Origin of the sequence: Duganella sp., from assembly GCF_039595735.1 — a bacterium.
In the GTDB taxonomy this organism is placed as follows: domain Bacteria; phylum Pseudomonadota; class Gammaproteobacteria; order Burkholderiales; family Burkholderiaceae_D; genus Rugamonas.
Map to the genome: position 1 here is coordinate 1 of NZ_JBCNLB010000030.1, position 17,631 is coordinate 17,631.

Genomic DNA, 17,631 nt, shown 5'->3' on the forward strand with positions numbered 1-17,631 from the left:
GCCGGTCGCGCCCTAGTCCGCCCCTCCACATACGTCAGGGGCGGCTTGCTTTTTTGGAGACATGCATGAAATTTCGTTTCCCCATCGTCATCATTGACGAGGATTTCCGTTCCGAGAACACGTCCGGCCTGGGTATTCGCGCCCTGGCCGATGCGATGGAAAAAGAAGGCATGGAAGTAGTGGGCGTGACCAGCTACGGCGATCTGGCCCAGTTCGCCCAGCAGCAATCGCGCGCTTCGGCCTTCGTGCTGTCGATCGACGATGAGGAATTCGGCTCCGGCTCGGTGGAAGACACCGACACCGCGCTGAAATCGCTGCGCGCCTTTGTCGAGGAAATCCGCTACAAGAACGCCGACATCCCGATCTACCTGTACGGCGAAACCCGCACCTCGCGCCACATTCCGAACGATATTCTGCGCGAGCTGCACGGCTTCATCCACATGTTCGAGGACACGCCGGAATTCGTGGCGCGCCACATCATCCGCGAAGCCAAGTCCTATCTGGACGGCCTGGCGCCGCCGTTCTTCCGCGCACTGGTGGAATACGCCAACGATGGTTCCTACTCGTGGCACTGCCCCGGCCACTCGGGCGGCGTGGCCTTCCTGAAGTCGCCGATCGGCCAGATGTTCCACCAGTTCTTTGGCGAGAATATGCTGCGCGCCGACGTCTGCAACGCGGTGGAAGAGCTGGGCCAGTTGCTGGACCACACCGGCCCGGTCGCCAAGTCCGAGCGCAACGCCGCGCGCATCTTCAATGCCGACCACTGCTACTTCGTCACCAACGGCACCTCGACCTCGAACAAGATGGTGTGGCACTCGACTGTGGCGCCGGGCGACATTGTGGTGGTGGACCGCAACTGCCACAAATCCATCCTGCACTCGATCATCATGTGCGGCGCGATTCCGGTATTCCTGATGCCGACCCGTAACCACCTGGGCATCATCGGCCCGATCCCGCTGGAAGAGTTCTCGATGGAGAGCATCATGCGCAAGATCGAAGCAAATCCGTTCGCGCGCAGCGCCGTGAACAAGAAGCCGCGCATCCTGACCATCACCCAGTCGACCTACGACGGCGTGGTGTACAACGTGGAAACCCTGCGCGAGCTGCTGGACGGCCAGATCGACACCCTGCACTTCGACGAAGCCTGGCTGCCGCACGCCACCTTCCACGATTTCTACAAAAATATGCACGCGATCGGCAAGGACCGTCCGCGCGCCAAGGAATCGATGATTTTCTCGACCCAGTCGACCCACAAGCTGCTGGCCGGCCTGTCGCAGGCCTCGCAGGTGCTGGTGCGCGAATCGGAAACCGTCAAGCTGGACCAGGACGCCTTCAATGAGGCTTACCTGATGCACACCTCGACCTCGCCGCAATACTCGATCATCGCCTCGTGCGACGTGGCCGCGGCCATGATGGAGGCGCCGGGCGGCACCGCGCTGGTGGAAGAATCCATCCTGGAAGCACTGGACTTCCGCCGCGCCATGAAGAAAATCGACCAGGAATGGGGCAAAGACTGGTGGTTCAAGGTGTGGGGGCCGGACGAGTTTGCCGAAGAAGGCATCGGCTCGCGCGAAGACTGGATCATCAAGGCGGAAGACGACTGGCACGGCTTCGGCAAGCTGGCGCCAGGCTTCAACATGCTGGACCCGATCAAGGCCACCATCGTCAATCCTGGCCTGTCGCTGGACGGCAAGTTTGACGAGACCGGCATCCCGGCGTCCATCGTCACCAAGTACCTGGCTGAGCACGGCGTGATCATTGAAAAGTGCGGTCTGTACTCGTTCTTCATCATGTTCACCATCGGCATCACCAAGGGCCGCTGGAATACCCTGCTGACCGCACTGCAGCAATTCAAGGACGATTACGACAAGAACCAGCCGATGTGGCGCATCCTGCCGGAATTCGCGGCGGCCAATCCGACCTACGAAAAAATGGGCCTGCGCGACCTGTGCCAGCAGATCCACGATTTCTACAAGGCATACGACGTGGCACGTCTGACCACCGAAATGTACCTGTCGGACATGGTACCGGCCATGAAACCGTCGGACGCGTTCGCCAAGATGGCGCACCGCGAAATCGAGCGCGTCGCCATCGACGAGCTGGAAGGCCGCATCACCTCGATACTGCTGACGCCATACCCGCCGGGCATTCCGCTGCTGATCCCGGGCGAGCGCTTCAACAAGACCATCGTCGATTACCTGCGCTTCGCGCGCGACTTCAACGAACGCTTCCCAGGTTTCGAGACCGATGTGCACGGTCTGGTCAAGCGTGAAGTGGATGGCAAGCGTGGTTACTTCGTGGATTGTGTCAAACAGTAAACCGCAACGCAGCAAAAAAATGGGGCAGCCAATTGGCTGCCTTTTTTTTCGTGCGCACGCTATTAAAATTTACATTTTCAGTATAAAACGTCGCGTGGAATATACATTTCCGGAAAAAAATTGTTGTTATCTTTCACAAAACTATGCAATAACATCGCTCTTTTTGCGCTAATTTCGCCTATTTATTTTCTAAAAAGCCTAATGTTGTCACTACTAAAATGAAACAATTGAGAAGTTGAAGGCAAACTCTTCTACAATCGGTCCCGTTAGTTTTTTTAGGAAATCAAATGGCATTGAGCAACTCCAAACGGGTCCTGGCCATCGCCGCGTTGTCTATTTTGTCCGCGTGCGGCGGCTCTTCTTTCAACGACGAACAACAGCAGGCCAAGCAACAACCGAACCTGCTCTTATCCGAAACCGTCTCCAGCACCAGCACCGCCACCAGCGCGCCGGCGCGCACCGCCAATGTGATGGGCAGCACCACCGCGACGGGCACTGCTACCGCTACCATGACGTCGCAGGCGGCTGCGCACTTCCTGTCGCAAGCCACTTTCGGTCCGACCATCGCCAGCATTATCGAACTGAAGAACATGGGCACCTCGGCCTGGCTGGACGCGCAATTCGGCATGCCGCAGACCATGCATCGCAACTACATGACCTACTACACCAACACGGCCGGACGCGGCGCCGCCACCACGGACGAATTCCAGGGTTCGTTCTGGCAGCAGGTGTTGTCGGGCAAGGACCAGCTGCGCCAGCGGGTGGCGTTCGCCCTGTCGCAAATCTTCGTCATCTCCACCAAGCAAGACCACGTGTGGGAAGAGCCGCTCGGCGTGGCGCATTTTTACGATATTCTCGGCAACCGCGGCTTCGGCAACTTCCGCAATCTGCTGGAAGGTGTGGCGCTCGATCCGATGATGGGCATTTACCTGAGCCATCTCCATAACAGCAAGGAAACCGACACCCGCACGCCGGACGAGAACTTCGCCCGCGAAATCATGCAGCTCATGTCGATCGGCCTGTATCAGCTGAACCAGGACGGCACCGTCAAGATGGAAGATGGCAAGCCGATCCCGACGTACACGCACGATGATGTGATGGGCCTGGCCAAGGTATTCACCGGCTGGAGCTGGGCCGGTCCCGACCAGAGCGAATCGCGCTACCTGGGCTTCGCCCGCTACGCCGACCGCGCCTGGCTGCCGATGCAGAACTACACCGCGTATCACTCGACCTCGGCCAAGAGCTTCCTCGGCGTGACCATACCAGGCGGCACCCCGGCCGCAACCGAGCTCAAGATTGCGCTCGATACCCTGTTCAACCACCCGAACGTGGGGCCATTCATGGGCCGCCAGCTGATTCAGCGCCTGGTCACCAGCAACCCGAGCCCGGCCTATATCAGCCGCGTGGCGGCCGCCTTCAACAATAATGGCAGTGGCGTGCGCGGCGACATGAAGGCCGTGATTCGCGCCATCCTGCTTGATCCGGAAGCGGCCGAGGCCGCCAAGCCGAAAAAGCTGCGCGAACCGGTGCTGCGCATGGCCAACTTCCTGCGCGCGTTTAACGCCACCTCGAAGAACGGCTGGTATTTCGCCTGGGGCACCAGCGACGTCAACAACGGCCTCGGCATGACTGTGCTGCAGTCGCCGTCGGTGTTCAATTTCTACCGCCCTGGCTATGCGCCGCCGGGCTCGGCGCTCGCTGGCGCCGGCATGGTTGGCCCAGAGCTGCAGATCACCAGCGGCCCGTCCACCGCCGGCTACCTGAACTATCTGCAGCGCGTCATGCAGTACGGTTTCGGCAAGGACGACAACATCCAGGCCGACTACAGCAAGGAGTGGGAACTGGCGCCCTCGTCGGAAGAATTGCTGGACCGCGTCAACCTGCTGCTGATGGCTGGCGCCATGTCGAGCGACCTGCGCAGCCAGATCCTGTCCGCCATGAATTCCATTGCGTTCGATCCCAAGCCATGGAACGGCGCTGAAATTGCGGCTGCCAGGAAAAATCGCACTTACCTGGCCATTTACCTGACCATGGCATCGCCCGAATACCTCGTACAGAAATAAGGAAAGAAGATGAGCAACCCGACCCAATCGCGACGCCGCTTCCTTGGCAACCTGCTGGCCATGGCCGGCAGCACCACCGTGCCCTTCACGCTGAACCTGGCTGCCATGGGCACCGCGGCAGCGGCCGACGCCACCGACTACAAGGCGCTGGTATGCGTCTTCCTGACCGGCGGCAACGACTCGTTCAACACGCTGCTGACCACCGATCCGGAATCGTGGAAAGAGTACTCGCGCCTGCGCGCCACCGGCGGCTCGACGTCCATCGCGCTGGCCCAGAGCAGCGCTTCGGCCAGCCTGCTGCCGATCACGCCCAACACCGCCCAGGCCGGCCGCAGCTTTGCCTTCAATCCCAGCATGACGCATATGCGCGACCTGTTCAACACCGGCGCGCTGGCGGTGGTTGCCAACGTCGGCACGCTGATCCAGCCGACCACCAAGGCCCAGTATCAAAACCGTTCGGTATCGCTGCCGGCCAAGCTGTTCTCGCACAACGACCAGCAAACCGTGTGGCAGACCAACAAACCTGAAGGCAGCAATGGCAGCGGCTGGGGCGCGCGCATGGTGGAGCTGATGGCCTCGGCCAACTCCAGCTCGTCGTTTGCCGCGGTTTCCACCTACGGCAACTCGACCCTGTTGGGTGGCAAGACCATCCGCCAGATTCAGATTGCCGGCACCAGCATTCCGGCCATCAACGGCATCAGCGGCACGCTGTTCGGCTCCACCACGGCCTCCGGCACCCTGCGCAACATCATTACCAGCGACCGCAGCGATCTGCTGGAGAAAGAGCATGCGGCCATCGCGCGCACCGGCATCAGCACCCAGAGCACGGCCACGTCGGCCATGCTGCCCAAGGGCGCCGGCGGCGTGGCGGACCCGAGCTGGTACGTCAATCCCACCACCGGCGTGGCTGGCGTCAACCCGCTGGCGGTGCAGCTGCAAACCGTGGCGCGCATGATCGGCGGCCGCAATGCCCTGGGTGTGAAGCGTCAGGTGTTCTATGTCGGCATCAGCGGTTTTGACACCCACGACAACCAGCGTGCGGACCAGGCCAACCTGTTGGCGCAACTGAGCCACGCCCTGAATTATTTCTACGTCATGCTGTACAGCCTGAATGGCGCCAACATGCAGAAACAGGTGACGCTGTTTACCGCCTCCGATTTCGGCCGCACCTTCACCAGCAATGGCGACGGCACCGACCACGGCTGGGGAGCCCACCACTTCGTCATGGGCGGCGCGGTCAAGGGCAAGAACATCTACGGCACCGTCCCGGCCGCCGGCCTGGGCCACAACCTGGACGTGGGTTCGGGCGCCCTGCTGCCGACCATCTCGGTCGATCAGTACGCCGCCACGCTGGGAACCTGGTTTGGCCTGTCGGCCACGCAGATTGCGGATGTGTTCCCGAATATCGGCAACTTCAGCACCCGCAACCTCGGCTTCATGAACGCGGCTTAAGCCGACACGGCCACCGTCAGCGTCGCCACGTAACCGTCGGTGGCGTTGCCGGTGATGGTGGCCATCTGCAGCGAGTAGCCGTCGCTGAAGATGTTGTCGGTGGCGAAGCTGATCGCCGCCAGGTTTTTTACGCTGTTGCTGTAACCGGTGGTGGCGTAGGCTTCCTGGCTGGTGGCCACCGGGAACGTGAACTGCGAAGTCTTGATGCGGTTCGACGCGCTGGTCGCCTTGGCCAGCGATGGATACACCTCAAAGTGCACATGCGGCACCCGGCCCGAGTAGCAGCCCGGGTAGATGGTGGTGAAGCTCAGGTTGCCGCTACTGTCGGTCTCCTGCACGCCGCGCAAATAATTCTGGTCGGTCACGCCGCTTGAGTACAGCGAATAATTGCCGTCGCGGTCGCAGTGCCAGAGATACACGGCGGCATTGGCCAGCGCGGCGCAATTGTTGTTGGCGTTGACGATCTGCAGCTTGATGGTCAGCGGCACGCCGGCCGCCGTGCCGCTGGCGCTGCCAAAGCTGCTGCGGATGTCGCTGCGCACCACGCCGGACTGGGTCAGGACGTTGACCACGCCGCTGCTGTTGCTGTTGGTGCCGTCGGCCGGATACGGGCCGCCGGTCTCCTCCGGGATGACGGAGCACGAGCCGTTGCTGGTGGTGGTCGTAGTGCCGGTCGTGCCTGTGGTGGTGCCGGTGGTCGGCGTGGTGGTGGTCGCGGTGGACGTGGTGCTGGTGCTGGTGGTATCGCTGGCGCTACCGGAACCGCCGCCGCAACCGAGCACCGGCAGCGCCGAGGCCCCGGCCAGCAGCCAGCGCAACGTCTGGCGACGGTCGCTGTTCAGTTTGAGCATGGCGGTCAGGTCGGCCGCGAGGCTGTGTTGGTGCATATCATCATGGGATTCCATACCTACTCCTACTTGGGTGAGAAAGCCGCCGCTGCGCACTTGCGCGCAGCGACGGGTATTGCGGGGATGTCGCGTTAAACCGCGGTGTTGACCAGGTTGCCGCTGGTGCCGTTGCCGCCAACCTTGCTCGACAGCGCTTGCAGGAAGGCCGTCAGCCTGGTGTCGGTGCTGGTACTGCCATCCGTGCTGTCGGTGCTGACGCCCAGCTTGTCCAGCAGATTGGCAAAGGTGCTTTCCAGCTGATCCACGGCGTCGCTGCTGCCGGTACCGGCCGCGCTGTCGGCGGCAGTCGTCCCCGAGGCCAGCTCGGCAATCAGACTTTGCAAGTCCGTCTCCAGCTTGCCCGGACCACCCTGCTGCTCGCCGTACGGCGGCGGTGCTTCGGCACTGTCGCTGTGCTGCGCATGCAGCGCGCCCATCAGGCTTTGCAGGAAACTGCCCAGTGCGGCGGCCACGCCGGTGGTGTCAGTGGTGGTGTCAGCGGTGGCGCTGTCGCTGGTGTCGGTGCTGGCCGCCGCGGCCGCGCTGTCGCTGCTGGTGTCGGTAATGCCGATCGATTTCAGCGCTTCGGCAATGGCGTCCGCGAAACCACCGCCGTCTTCCGGTGGCGGCGGCGGCGGACGCACACCTTCGGTGCTGTTGCTGCTGATGCTGTTGGTGCTGCTCAAACGGCTCAGGAAACTGAGCGCGCTGGCGGCGCTGCTGGAACTCAAGGCGCTGAGGGACATACGATTCTCCGCTGATCAGGGTTAAGGGCTGCTACAAACAAGGTCACGGGCGCTGCGGATGGCGCGGCTTGTCGTCCGCTTGTTTCTTGCGCTGTTCCGGCGTCAGCACGGCCAGCAATTTCTGCTGCGTGCGTACGTGCTGGAGCGCGATATTGGCCTCCGCGGTGGCGGCTTCCCGGGCCAGCGACGCGGCCTTGGCATCGTCGTACTTGTCGGCGGCGGCCAGCGCGCGCAGCGCCTCACGCGCCTTGCCGGCAGCCTTGAATTGTTCGCGCAGGTACGGCGCTTCGGCGTGCAGAATGGCGAACACCTGGTCTTCCTGCGCCTCGCTCAGTTCCACGCCGCGCAGGAATGGCGGACGGCCGGGACCGAAACCGGGGCCGGCCCCGTGCGCAAAACCGGGACCGCGATCCGGCCCGCCGTGCTCGCCATGCGGTGCGGGCGGTTGATCGGTCTCCATATCGGCAGCCAATGCCAGCAGTGGCAGCGCCAGCACGGCGGCCAGCAGAACATTGCGTACGCCAGATTTTTTTGATGTTTTCATTGCAAACAATCCTTGATTGGTAGTGAGACATCATTCTCGGCGGCACCTGTGTTAAGTGGCGTTAGGGCAAGGTAAATCGGCGTAAAGATGTTGGTCTGACATCTAATTCCCATCCGGCAACGCGTTGTAAAACCGGGTAAAAGGCGGTCGCCGCGCGGGTGCGGGCTGTTATGATGGGCGATCTGTATCTAAAGAAAAATCGCAGCAATGAAGAGCAAAGTACTGTTGATCGACGACGACATCGAACTGGTGGGCATGTTCAAGGAATACCTGGAACAGGAAGGCTTTGAAGTCAAAACCGTGCACGACGGCGAAGCCGGCACTGCCGAGGCGTTCACCGGCCTGTATGCCATTGCCATCCTGGATGTGATGATGCCGCGCATGAATGGGCTGGAAACCTTGCGCCGTATCCGCACCAACAGCCAGCTGCCGATCCTGATGCTGACCGGGCGCGGCGACGATACCGACCGCATCGTCGGCCTGGAGCTGGGCGCCGACGATTACGTGGCCAAGCCCTGCACCCCGCGCGAGCTCACCGCGCGCATCCGCGCCATCCTGCGCCGCGCGCAGAGCGTACCGGCCGACAACAGCCAGCAAACCGCCATCACCGTCGGCCAGCTGACCATGTGGCCGGAGCAGCGCCGCGCCACCTGGGCCGGCAACAAGCTGGAATTGACCAGCACCGAATTCAATTTGCTGGAAGTGCTGGCGCGCAACGCCGGCCGGCCGGTCAGCAAGAACGCCCTGTCCGAGCAGGGCCTGGGCCGCCCGCTGGCGCGCTTCGACCGCAACATCGACGTCCACCTGAGCTCGCTGCGCCACAAGCTGGGCACCATTGCCGACGGCCGCTCCTGCCTGCAAACCGTGTACCGCCTGGGCTATCAGCTGATCAAGGAGTAAGCCTTGGGTCGTTTGTTCTGGAAGTTTTTCCTGTCCATTCTACTGGCGCAGCTGGCCGCGACGGTGGGCATCGGCGGCGCCATCTGGCTCAAGAGCCGCAACCAGCAGGCCGGTTCCGTGGTCAACCTGGACACCAGCCCGCCAGCCGAAATGGCCATCAACGCCGCGGCCGCCACGCTGGAGTTTGGCGGCGTCAAGGCCTTGCACCGCATGCTGGAAAGCATGGAACGGCACCGTGTGTATGCGGTGGACGAACAGGGGCAGGAGCTGCTGGGCCGCAGCGTCAACGACCGCACGCTGCAGGAGTCGCGCGCGCGGGTGAAGGAAAACGGCAAGCGCCGCGCGGTGCGCCAGGTGACGGCCGACGACGGCAAGCGCTACCTGCTGTTCCTGCCCTCGGGCGAACGCCCGCGTGGCCTGGAAGGCGATACGCGGCCGCTGCTGGCCGGCCTTGGCGGTGGCGCGCAGATCGCCATGAAAGCCGCCTCTGTGCTGCAAGACGCGGACCAGCGCCATGGCGGCCCGCGCCGCGACGACCAGCGTCCGCCCGGTCCGCCACCAGGTGCGGCGGCCGACAGCGGCGCCCAGCCCGCCCCGGACAGCGCCGACGCCCGCGCGGCCGGCGGCCAGCAGTTCGGGCCGCCGCCAGGCCCGGGCGGCCCTGGCTTGGACGAGCGGCGCGACATGGGGGGCGACCGTCCGTGGGGGCCACGCTTCCAGCCGCTCGGCCCGTGGGTGCCGATTGCCGCGGCCACGCTGGCCAGCCTGCTGTTTGCGGTGCTGCTGGCCTGGTACTTCTCGCGCCCGATCCGCGCCCTGCGCCAGGCCTTTGACGCCGCCGCCAACGGCGACCTGTCCCCGCGCTTTACCAAGGACAGCGGCAAGGTCGGCAACGAACTCAACGATCTCGGCCGCGACTTCGACCGCATGACCGCGCGCCTGCGCAGCCTGATCGACGGCCAGACCCGTCTGCTGCACGATGTTTCGCACGAACTGCGCTCGCCGTTGGCGCGGCTGCAGGCGGCCATCGGCCTGGCGCATCAGCAGCCGGAAAAATGGAGCACCTCGATGGAGCGCATCGAACGCGAAAGCGTGCGCATGGACAAACTGGTGGGAGAACTGCTGACGCTGGCGCGGCTGGAAGCCGGCGCCATCAAGGCCAGCCAGGAAGAAATCAGCATGGCCGACCTGCTCGACCAGATTGCCGACGACGCCCGCTACGAAGCGGCCAGCCAGCACCGCAGCGTGCTGCAGGAAGGCGAAGCGGACATGCAGGTGATCGGCCAGCCGGACCTGCTGGGCCGGGCGATTGAAAACGTGGTGCGCAACGCCATCAAGCACAGCCCGGAAGGCGGCGAAGTACAATTGCAGACGCGCACGCTGGCAGAATCGAATCAGTTGATTATTCGCGTGCTGGACCGTGGACCGGGCGTGTCGCCGGCCGACCTGGACACCATCTTCCAGCCCTTCTTCCGCTCCAGCAACGCCAGCACCGAAGGTCACGGCCTCGGCCTGGCGATCGCCCAGCACGTCATCGAAGCGCATGGCGGCAGCATCAAGGCCAGCAACCGTGCCGGCGGCGGCCTGTGCGTGGAAATGATCTTGCCGGTCAAGCGCTGACCGGCAGCGTTTCTCAGGCTTTGGGCAGGGTCACGCCGTGCTGGCCCTGGTATTTGCCGTTGCGGTCCTTGTACGAGACGTCGCACACTTCATCGCTCTCGAAGAACAGCACTTGCGCGCAGCCTTCACCGGCGTAAATCTTGGCCGGCAGCGGCGTGGTGTTGGAGAACTCCAGCGTCACATAGCCTTCCCATTCCGGTTCAAACGGCGTCACGTTGACGATGATGCCGCAGCGCGCGTAGGTCGACTTGCCAAGGCAGACGGTCAGGATGTTGCGCGGAATGCGGAAATATTCCACCGTGCGGGCCAGCGCGAACGAATTCGGCGGGATGATGCAGACGTCGCTTTTCACGTCCACAAAGGAATTCGAATCGAAATTCTTCGGATCGACGATGGTGCTGTTGATGTTGGTGAACACCTTGAATTCATCAGCGCAGCGGATGTCGTAGCCGTACGACGAAGTACCGTAGGAAATCACCTTGCGGCCGTCTTCCTGGCGCACCTGGTCCGGGAAGAAAGGCTCGATCATCCCGTGTTGTTCCGCCATACGGCGTATCCATTTATCGCTCTTAATCGTCATCGCAAGGCATCCTGAAGTTTCACAATGCCCGAGATTTTACGCTACCGCCGCGTTTTTAAGAACTTTTTTACCAGATTGCTCTCCCAGCAGGCCGGCAATCATTTCCTTGGTGGCCGCAGCAGCAGCGGCCGGGTTCTCCATCGGGAACAGATGGCCGCCCGGCACGATGCGGAAGTGGCGTCCGACCAGCGCCTGCGTGTGCTGGTGGCCGGACTGGCTGGTCTCCCACGAATTGTCGCCGCCGATGAAACCAATCGGCACCGGGTAGCCCTTGCGCAGCAGTTTCGGCAGGTGATGCGGCAGGCTGGCGTAGACCGCTGTTTCGTTTTCGCGCGTGAAGCGCAGCTGCACCCCTTCCGGATGCGGTTTCAGGCCGCTTTCCATGTAATCGGCCAGCACCCCAGGCGCCCAGGCGGCGAACAGATCTTTGGCGGCGAAGTGGTCGTGTGCGGATTGCGCGTCCGGCCAGACGTTGCGCCGGCGGATGGAGAACTTGGCCGGCGGCACGCTATAGGCGCGGCCCAGCAGCTTGATCATGCGCCAGGCGAAGGCGCGCCAGCCGCCGACCACCGGCGCGTCCAGCATCACCACGCAGCGCACCAGGTCGGGCCGCTTGTGCCCCACCATCAGGCTCAGCATGCCGCCCAGCGAGTGGCCGACCAGGATCACCGGTTCACTGTAGCGGGTAGTCAGCTCGTTGATGTATTCGTCGACCAGGTGCGGCCAGCAGTCGGTGACCGGGTAGCTGGGATTATGGGCGTGCATGTCGAGCGACTGGATGTCGAAATCCTCGGACAGCGCCGCAAAGAACTGGCGATAGACGCCCGCCGGATAACTGTTGGCATGGGCGAAATGCAGCTTGGGCTTGCTCACAAGCGGTCTCCGTATGGTGATTTTTGCCTCATTGTAATGGGAGTCCGCGCGGGGGACTGGTGAAAACGCTCTAATAGTGCGCTTGCCAGTAGCGTGCGTGGGTGCTGCGATAGCTGGAAATTCGTATAGTTTCATCGAATTCCAGGGTGATGGCGCCGGCCTGGTCAGTGCGGTAGCGGGCGATGCCGGCGGCGCCGTAGCGTTCATAGACTTCCGCCTTGGGATGGCGGTAGCGGTTGCGGTGGCCGACCTGGAAGATAGCGGCTTGCGGCCGTACCGCCAGCAGGAACGCCGGGGTGGAACTGGTGCCGCTGCCGTGGTGCGGCGCCAGCAGGACGTCCGCGCGCAGGTCGGCGCGCTGCACGAGTTGGGCCTCCTGCTCGGCTTCGATATCGCCGGCCAGCAGGATGGACTTGCCGCCAGCCGTGATCTTCAGCGTGCAGCCGCGCGCGTTCGGCTTGAGGGTAGTGTTGGCGTAGCTGACCGGCAGCGGATGCAGGATCTCAAAGCGCACGCCGTCCCAGGTCCAGCCTTGGCCCGCCGCGCAATGCAGGTGATGGCGTGCTGCGCGCGCAATGGCATGCTGGGGCGGCAGCGAAGACAGCACCCAGCCGGAGCGCACGCCATCGAGCAGCGACAGCGCGCCGCCGGAATGATCGGCATCGCTGTGCGAAACCACCAGGCCGTCCAGCGCGTCGATGCCGCGCGCGCGCAGGTATGGCAGGATGATGCGGTTGCCGGCATTGGATTCAGGCGTGTAAGCCGGCCCGGTGTCATACAACAGCCGGTGGCCGCTGGTTTCAATCAGCAGCGCCATGCCCTGCCCCACATCGAACGCGGTGACGGTCATGCGGCCAGGCGCGGGATGCGAGGGCTCGGCGGCCAACAGCGGTATCCACGTCGCCAGACCAAGCCAGCGCACCGGCCATCCGCGCGGCGCCAGCAGCCAGAGCGTGCCGAACATCGCCCAGCAAAATAACCAGAACGGCGGCACCGGGGCACTCCACACCGCAAAGCGCATGGCGCTGAACCATTGCAGGCAAAGCGCCAGGACCTCCACCAATCCATGCGCCACACCCAGCATAGACGCGGCAAGCAACTGTGGCAGCATGCTGCCCATCAGTGCGAGCGGCGTCACCACCAGGCTAATCAAGGGAATCGCCACCGCATTGGCCAGCGGGCTGACCACCGACACCTGGCCGAACAACAGCATCGTTATCGGCACCAATCCAAACGTCACGACATACTGCGTATGCGCGCCGACCCGCAACGCCGCAAGCAATTGCGCACGACGCGACAGCGGCACCGGCATGCGAGAAGCGCCTGGCGCAGCGGTCTGCCGCAAAGGCCGCGTGGTGCGGCCGACCGTCGCGTACAAAATGATGGCCACTGCACCGAACGACAACCAGAAACCAGGCCACAGCACCGCCCAGGGGTCGATCAACACCACCACGCCCAAGGCGGTGCACAGCACATGCGAGATGCTGGTCAGGCGGTTGAGCCAAAGCGCCGCGGCCACCACCGTCAGCATATACAAGGTGCGTTGCGCCGGCACGCCAAAGCCGGCCAGCAATACGTACAACAAGGCGACGCTGGCGCCGACCAGCGCCGCGACCTTCTGCGCCGGCAGCAGCAAAGGCAATTGCATGCGCGTGAAGAACGACCAGCGCCACAAGGTGAACGCCATCCACGCAAACAGGCCGGCCACCATCGTGATGTGCAGCCCGGAGATGGAAATCAGATGCCCGATGCCGGTGCGGTTAAACACCTGCCAGTCCGATTGATCGATGCCGCGCTGATCGCCCACCACCAGCGCCACGATCACACCTGCGTAAGGCTTGTCTGGCAAGGCGGCAAGAATCCGGTCGCGCAGCACCGAACGGCAATGTTCGACCACATTACCGGGGCTGAAAACAAAGCCATCGAGACGACGGTTGTCACGCGCCACGCGCACATAGCCAGTGGCGCGCAAGCCCTGCTCCAGCAGCCACGCTTCGTAATCGAAACCATAGGGATTGGCATTGCCATGCGGCCGCTGCAAGCGCACTGTCAACTGCCAGCGCTCGCCCGGCTGCAGCTCCGGCAGCTGGGTAAGCTGATCGCGATACCCTGCGTACCACGACAACGCAATCTTCGGCGGCACCTTGCCCTCCGCCTGCTCCACCGCAAAATTGAATCGCACGCCTTGGGCAAACCGGTAAGGCAAATTATCGACCGTCCCGACAATTCGCAGATCGCGTCCCTCATCCGCCAGCGCCAACTCAGGCGCCAGCGCCCGCAGCGCCAGCCATGCCGCCCAGACAAAGCCCAGCACAGCGCCCGTCAACAGACCGGTGACGGCACGGACCAACGGCGGAACGCGCGGCAGAAGCTGCAGATAAACTGCCAGTCCGCAGGCCAGGGCACCGAGCGCGCCGCCCATCACCAGCGGCGAAGGCAGTACTGCCTGCGCCTGCAGGCAAGCCGCGCCCGCCGCCAAACCAATCAACACCGTCCGCATAGCACGCCTCCCATCCAGCGATACTACGCAAACAACAAGCGGCCGGCGCACTCCCTCTGCTTGACGCGCCTCAACCCCAGCGACAACCATTCGGGGTCAGCTCTGTCATTCGGACACGCACGAATAACATTTGAGCTATATCAAGACGCGCCCTCCCATTCTAGTGCTTCATTCTTGGCATGAATCCAGCACAAGCGTTGAGAAGCGTATTGATATTGCTCAAACATCGCTCGTGCGTGTCCGAATGTCAGAGCTGACCCCGAATTTTACATTTTCCAGCGCAAGCCAACCGCGATCGAACGTCCGATCTGCAGCGTACCGAAGTTGGTCAGTTGCGCGTTGCCTGCGCTGCCGAAATGGTAGTACTGCTGCTGCATTTCGTTGGTCAGGTTGACGCCGCTGATATCGACCGACATGTTGTCGCTGATTTTGTACGACACTTGCATGTCCACGCTCTTCTCCGGATGACGCCAGATGCCTATCGGATTGGCAAACAAGGCGGCTTCGTTGGAGGCCAGGAAGCCAGAGCGCCAGACATAGGACAAGCGCGCGCTCACCGGGCCTTTTTCATACGCCAGGGTGGCATTATAGGAGCTGTCGGATACGCCGAAGAACGGCGTCTTGAGCTGGGCAACCACCACGCCGGCATCATTGGCGTCAGGCACGTTCTGCGATGAAGTCAGGCGCGTGTAGCTGCCCTGGAAGCCCAGACCGTCCAGCAGGCCCGGCAATCCTTTCGGGAAGTAGATCAAGCCCAGCTCGGCACCGCTGATCGTGCCGTTGGAGGCGTTGACCGGCGAGTTGATGACGTAGTCGTAGCCGTTCGTATGGTCGCCGCCCGAGGTCGAGTTGCGGAACGGATCGTTCGCCGGATCAACGTGCACCCGGTGGCGCAAGCCCACGACCAGGCCGTCGATCTTGCGCTTGAACGCCGTGCCGTACAGCGCGCTGTCCTTCTGGAAGTACCACTCGGCCGTCAGATCGAGGTTCTTGGAGCGCGTCGGTTTCAGGTCCGGATTGCCGCCGCTGCCCGAGCCATAGCCGACTTTGGACACGTCGTCACCAAGTTGCAGGACCGGATTCAGGTCACCGAAGTTCGGACGGCGCAGGGTTTCGCCATAATTCAGGCGCAGCACCACGTCCTTGGCTGGATCGTAAATCAGGGTCGCGCTAGGCAGGAGCTTGCTGGTTGATTTGCTGGCACTGGACGCGGTGACCGCCTTGGTGGTGGCGTCCACTTTGTAGAAGGTCATGTCGGTGTTGACCTTGACGTAACGCACGCCGAAATTGCCGCGCAGGCGATGACCGAACAGCTCGTTCTGGGTATTCCCCATCAGGAACAGGTTGCTGGTCTTTTCTTCCACTTCAAAGGTCTTCTGCAGGCGCAGTTTGTCGGTGGTCAGGAAGTTGGCATCGACCGAGTTATACAGCTTGCGCCATTCGTCGATATGGTCGCGGATGTAGTAGGCATTGGGCTCGATCCACGAACGCGGAACGTCCGAAATGTCGGTGCCGAAGTTCGCATTGGTGGAGGAATATTCCGGCCCCAGCGAGGCGAGGTTGCGGTTCAAGGTGCCCGATTGGGTCCGGTTCGCCTCCGACGCCTTGCGGTCGTCGAAGCGCGCGCCGAAGTGGATCGTCTCCAGCGCGCCCCAGTCGGCGTCGTAGACGCCCGACAATGTGGCGGTCGCGGCGCTGCCCTTGTTGCGGTTGGCGTTGTCGTAGAACTGTGCCACGTTCCACTTGGCCGCGTTGGTCAGGTCGGCATCGTTATTGAAGTGGAACGCCGTGTTGCCGCCGCCGGCATTGAAGTCGACGTTGATGGAAGGCGCCACGCGATCAATGCGGGTGGCGGTGAATTCCGAGTGATAGGTGCTGGTCTGGTACGACAGATCACCTTCCAGGCGCAGGCGGTCGCCGACATTCCACTTGCCGTTCAGGGCATACACGTAGGAATCGGTTGCCGACGTGGTGTAATCGCCGCTGTTGAAGCCGTAGACGTTATTGACGGTGCGGCTCTTGATGACGTTGGTTCCGGGATAGGTCGTAATCGTCCCTGCCGGGTTGCTGCCGAGATCGCCCCACCAGTCAACAAAGCTGAACAGCAGCTGGTTGAAGGACTTGTCGCGATAACCGTTGTACATCGATTCGAAGGTGTAGACCGCATCGCTGTCTGGTTTCCACTGCAAGGCGATATTGGCGGCAGGACGCTCACGCTTCCCTTGCACGTCGCTCTGGAAAACGGCGTCGCGCGCCAGGTAATACGGATACGCCTTGCCGCCGAAATTCAGCGTGGAACCCGCTGCCATCGGCAGGCCGGTGTGGGTCCCTGGCGTCCAGATGTTGTTGTCGAAGATGCGCTGCAAAGGCGTGTAACCTGGCGGCACTTCGCCGGCATTGGGGCTGACAAACGGCACCATCGCGCCTGGGGTCACGCTTTCGTTGCGGTACTTGGTCTCGGTCGCCGACAGATTGACCAGGGCGCCGACTTCACCGATGCCGGTTTGCCAGCGGTTGCTGAACAGCGCGCTGATCTGCGGGTTGGCTTTTTTCGCGGGTTCCAGATAGGTTTCACGCGCCGACAGCGACACCTTCGGTCCCTTGAAATCGAACGGCCGCAGCGACTTGACGTCTACCTGGCCGGCAATGCCGGTGTCCAGCTGGCTGGCATCGCGGGTCTTGTAGACGTCAATCTGGCGCACCAGGGTCGAGGGGATGTCCTGCAGCGCGACCTGCGTCCCGGATGCGGTGAAAATATTGCGGCCGTTCCAGGTGGTTTGAACGTCGGGCAGACCGCGGATGGACAAGGTGCCGACTTCGCCACCGGCGCGGTTGGTGACCTGGATCCCCGTCACGCGCTGCAGCGCTTCGACGACATTGTTATCGGGCAGCTTGCCGATGTCTTCCGCCACCACCGATTCCACCACCTGGTCGCTGGTGCGCTTGATCGCCAGGCTCTTGATCATCGATGCCTTGACGCCGGTGACGACCACGGTGTTGTCAGCCGGCTCCGTTTTTTCGGCGGCCGCTTGCGCCCACACCGAGGCGCTGCTCAGCAGGCCTGCGCCCATCAGCGCGGCAACGGACAGTTTCAAATGGAGGGGGCGTGCGCGGACAGCCGCCACGCGGATAGATTGGTCGTGCATGT

At 62.7% G+C, this 17,631-nt stretch carries 12 protein-coding genes; 5 read left to right on the forward strand and 7 right to left on the reverse strand.

Features of this window, described 5'->3' with window-relative positions; translation table 11 throughout:
* Nucleotides 1–65 precede the first annotated feature (65 nt).
* The 3 genes from ABDW57_RS26890 (at nt 66) to ABDW57_RS26900 (ending at nt 5,833) form a co-directional block, all read left to right on the forward strand.
* Nucleotides 66–2,318 (forward strand): arginine/lysine/ornithine decarboxylase, encoded by a 2,253-nt coding sequence (locus ABDW57_RS26890; protein ID WP_176649613.1) that lies wholly within the window; start codon nt 66–68, stop codon nt 2,316–2,318.
* 287 nt (nt 2,319–2,605) lie between these two features.
* The gene (locus ABDW57_RS26895) at nt 2,606–4,381 is read left to right on the forward strand and encodes a DUF1800 domain-containing protein (RefSeq protein ID WP_343733208.1); all 1,776 of its coding nucleotides are present in this window, start codon (nt 2,606–2,608) and stop codon (nt 4,379–4,381) included.
* Nucleotides 4,382–4,390: 9 nt separating this feature from the next.
* Nucleotides 4,391–5,833: a DUF1501 domain-containing protein gene (locus tag ABDW57_RS26900; protein WP_343733209.1), complete on the forward strand. Its 1,443-nt coding sequence runs from the start codon at nt 4,391–4,393 to the stop codon at nt 5,831–5,833.
* On the opposite strand, the gene ABDW57_RS26905 is transcribed toward ABDW57_RS26900, so the two are convergent.
* The 3 genes from ABDW57_RS26905 to ABDW57_RS26915 all read right to left on the reverse strand — a co-directional run bounded on the left by ABDW57_RS26905 (nt 5,830) and on the right by ABDW57_RS26915 (nt 8,010).
* Complete coding sequence (locus ABDW57_RS26905) at nt 5,830–6,738, reverse strand: intradiol ring-cleavage dioxygenase (protein ID WP_343733210.1); 909 nt, start codon at nt 6,736–6,738, stop codon at nt 5,830–5,832. The genes ABDW57_RS26900 and ABDW57_RS26905 overlap by 4 nt on opposite strands.
* A 74-nt stretch (nt 6,739–6,812) precedes the next feature.
* Complete coding sequence (locus ABDW57_RS26910) at nt 6,813–7,466, reverse strand: hypothetical protein (protein WP_343733211.1); 654 nt, start codon at nt 7,464–7,466, stop codon at nt 6,813–6,815.
* Nucleotides 7,467–7,509: 43 nt separating this feature from the next.
* The gene (locus ABDW57_RS26915) at nt 7,510–8,010 is read right to left on the reverse strand and encodes a periplasmic heavy metal sensor (protein ID WP_343733212.1); all 501 of its coding nucleotides are present in this window, start codon (nt 8,008–8,010) and stop codon (nt 7,510–7,512) included.
* Nucleotides 8,011–8,217: 207 nt separating this feature from the next.
* On the opposite strand from ABDW57_RS26915, the gene ABDW57_RS26920 reads away from it, so the two are divergent.
* Complete coding sequence (locus tag ABDW57_RS26920) at nt 8,218–8,910, forward strand: response regulator transcription factor (RefSeq protein ID WP_343733213.1); 693 nt, start codon at nt 8,218–8,220, stop codon at nt 8,908–8,910.
* Between the two features lie 3 nt (nt 8,911–8,913).
* A complete protein-coding gene (locus ABDW57_RS26925; RefSeq protein WP_343733214.1) occupies nt 8,914–10,530 on the forward strand; it encodes an ATP-binding protein in 1,617 nt (538 codons plus the stop codon).
* Nucleotides 10,531–10,543: 13 nt separating this feature from the next.
* Here ABDW57_RS26925 and dcd read toward each other — a convergent pair whose 3' ends face one another.
* From dcd to ABDW57_RS26945, 4 genes are all read right to left on the reverse strand, one after another.
* Nucleotides 10,544–11,110 (reverse strand): dCTP deaminase, encoded by a 567-nt coding sequence (gene dcd / locus ABDW57_RS26930; protein WP_343733215.1) that lies wholly within the window; start codon nt 11,108–11,110, stop codon nt 10,544–10,546.
* A 36-nt stretch (nt 11,111–11,146) separates the two neighbouring features.
* Entirely contained in the window at nt 11,147–11,983 is an 837-nt protein-coding gene (locus tag ABDW57_RS26935) for an alpha/beta hydrolase (RefSeq protein ID WP_343733216.1), read from the reverse strand.
* A gap of 70 nt (nt 11,984–12,053) precedes the next feature.
* Complete coding sequence (locus ABDW57_RS26940; RefSeq protein WP_343733217.1) at nt 12,054–14,483, reverse strand: DNA internalization-related competence protein ComEC/Rec2; 2,430 nt, start codon at nt 14,481–14,483, stop codon at nt 12,054–12,056.
* 266 nt (nt 14,484–14,749) lie between these two features.
* Nucleotides 14,750–17,629 (reverse strand): TonB-dependent receptor, encoded by a 2,880-nt coding sequence (locus ABDW57_RS26945; RefSeq protein ID WP_343733218.1) that lies wholly within the window; start codon nt 17,627–17,629, stop codon nt 14,750–14,752.
* Nucleotides 17,630–17,631 lie beyond the last annotated feature (2 nt).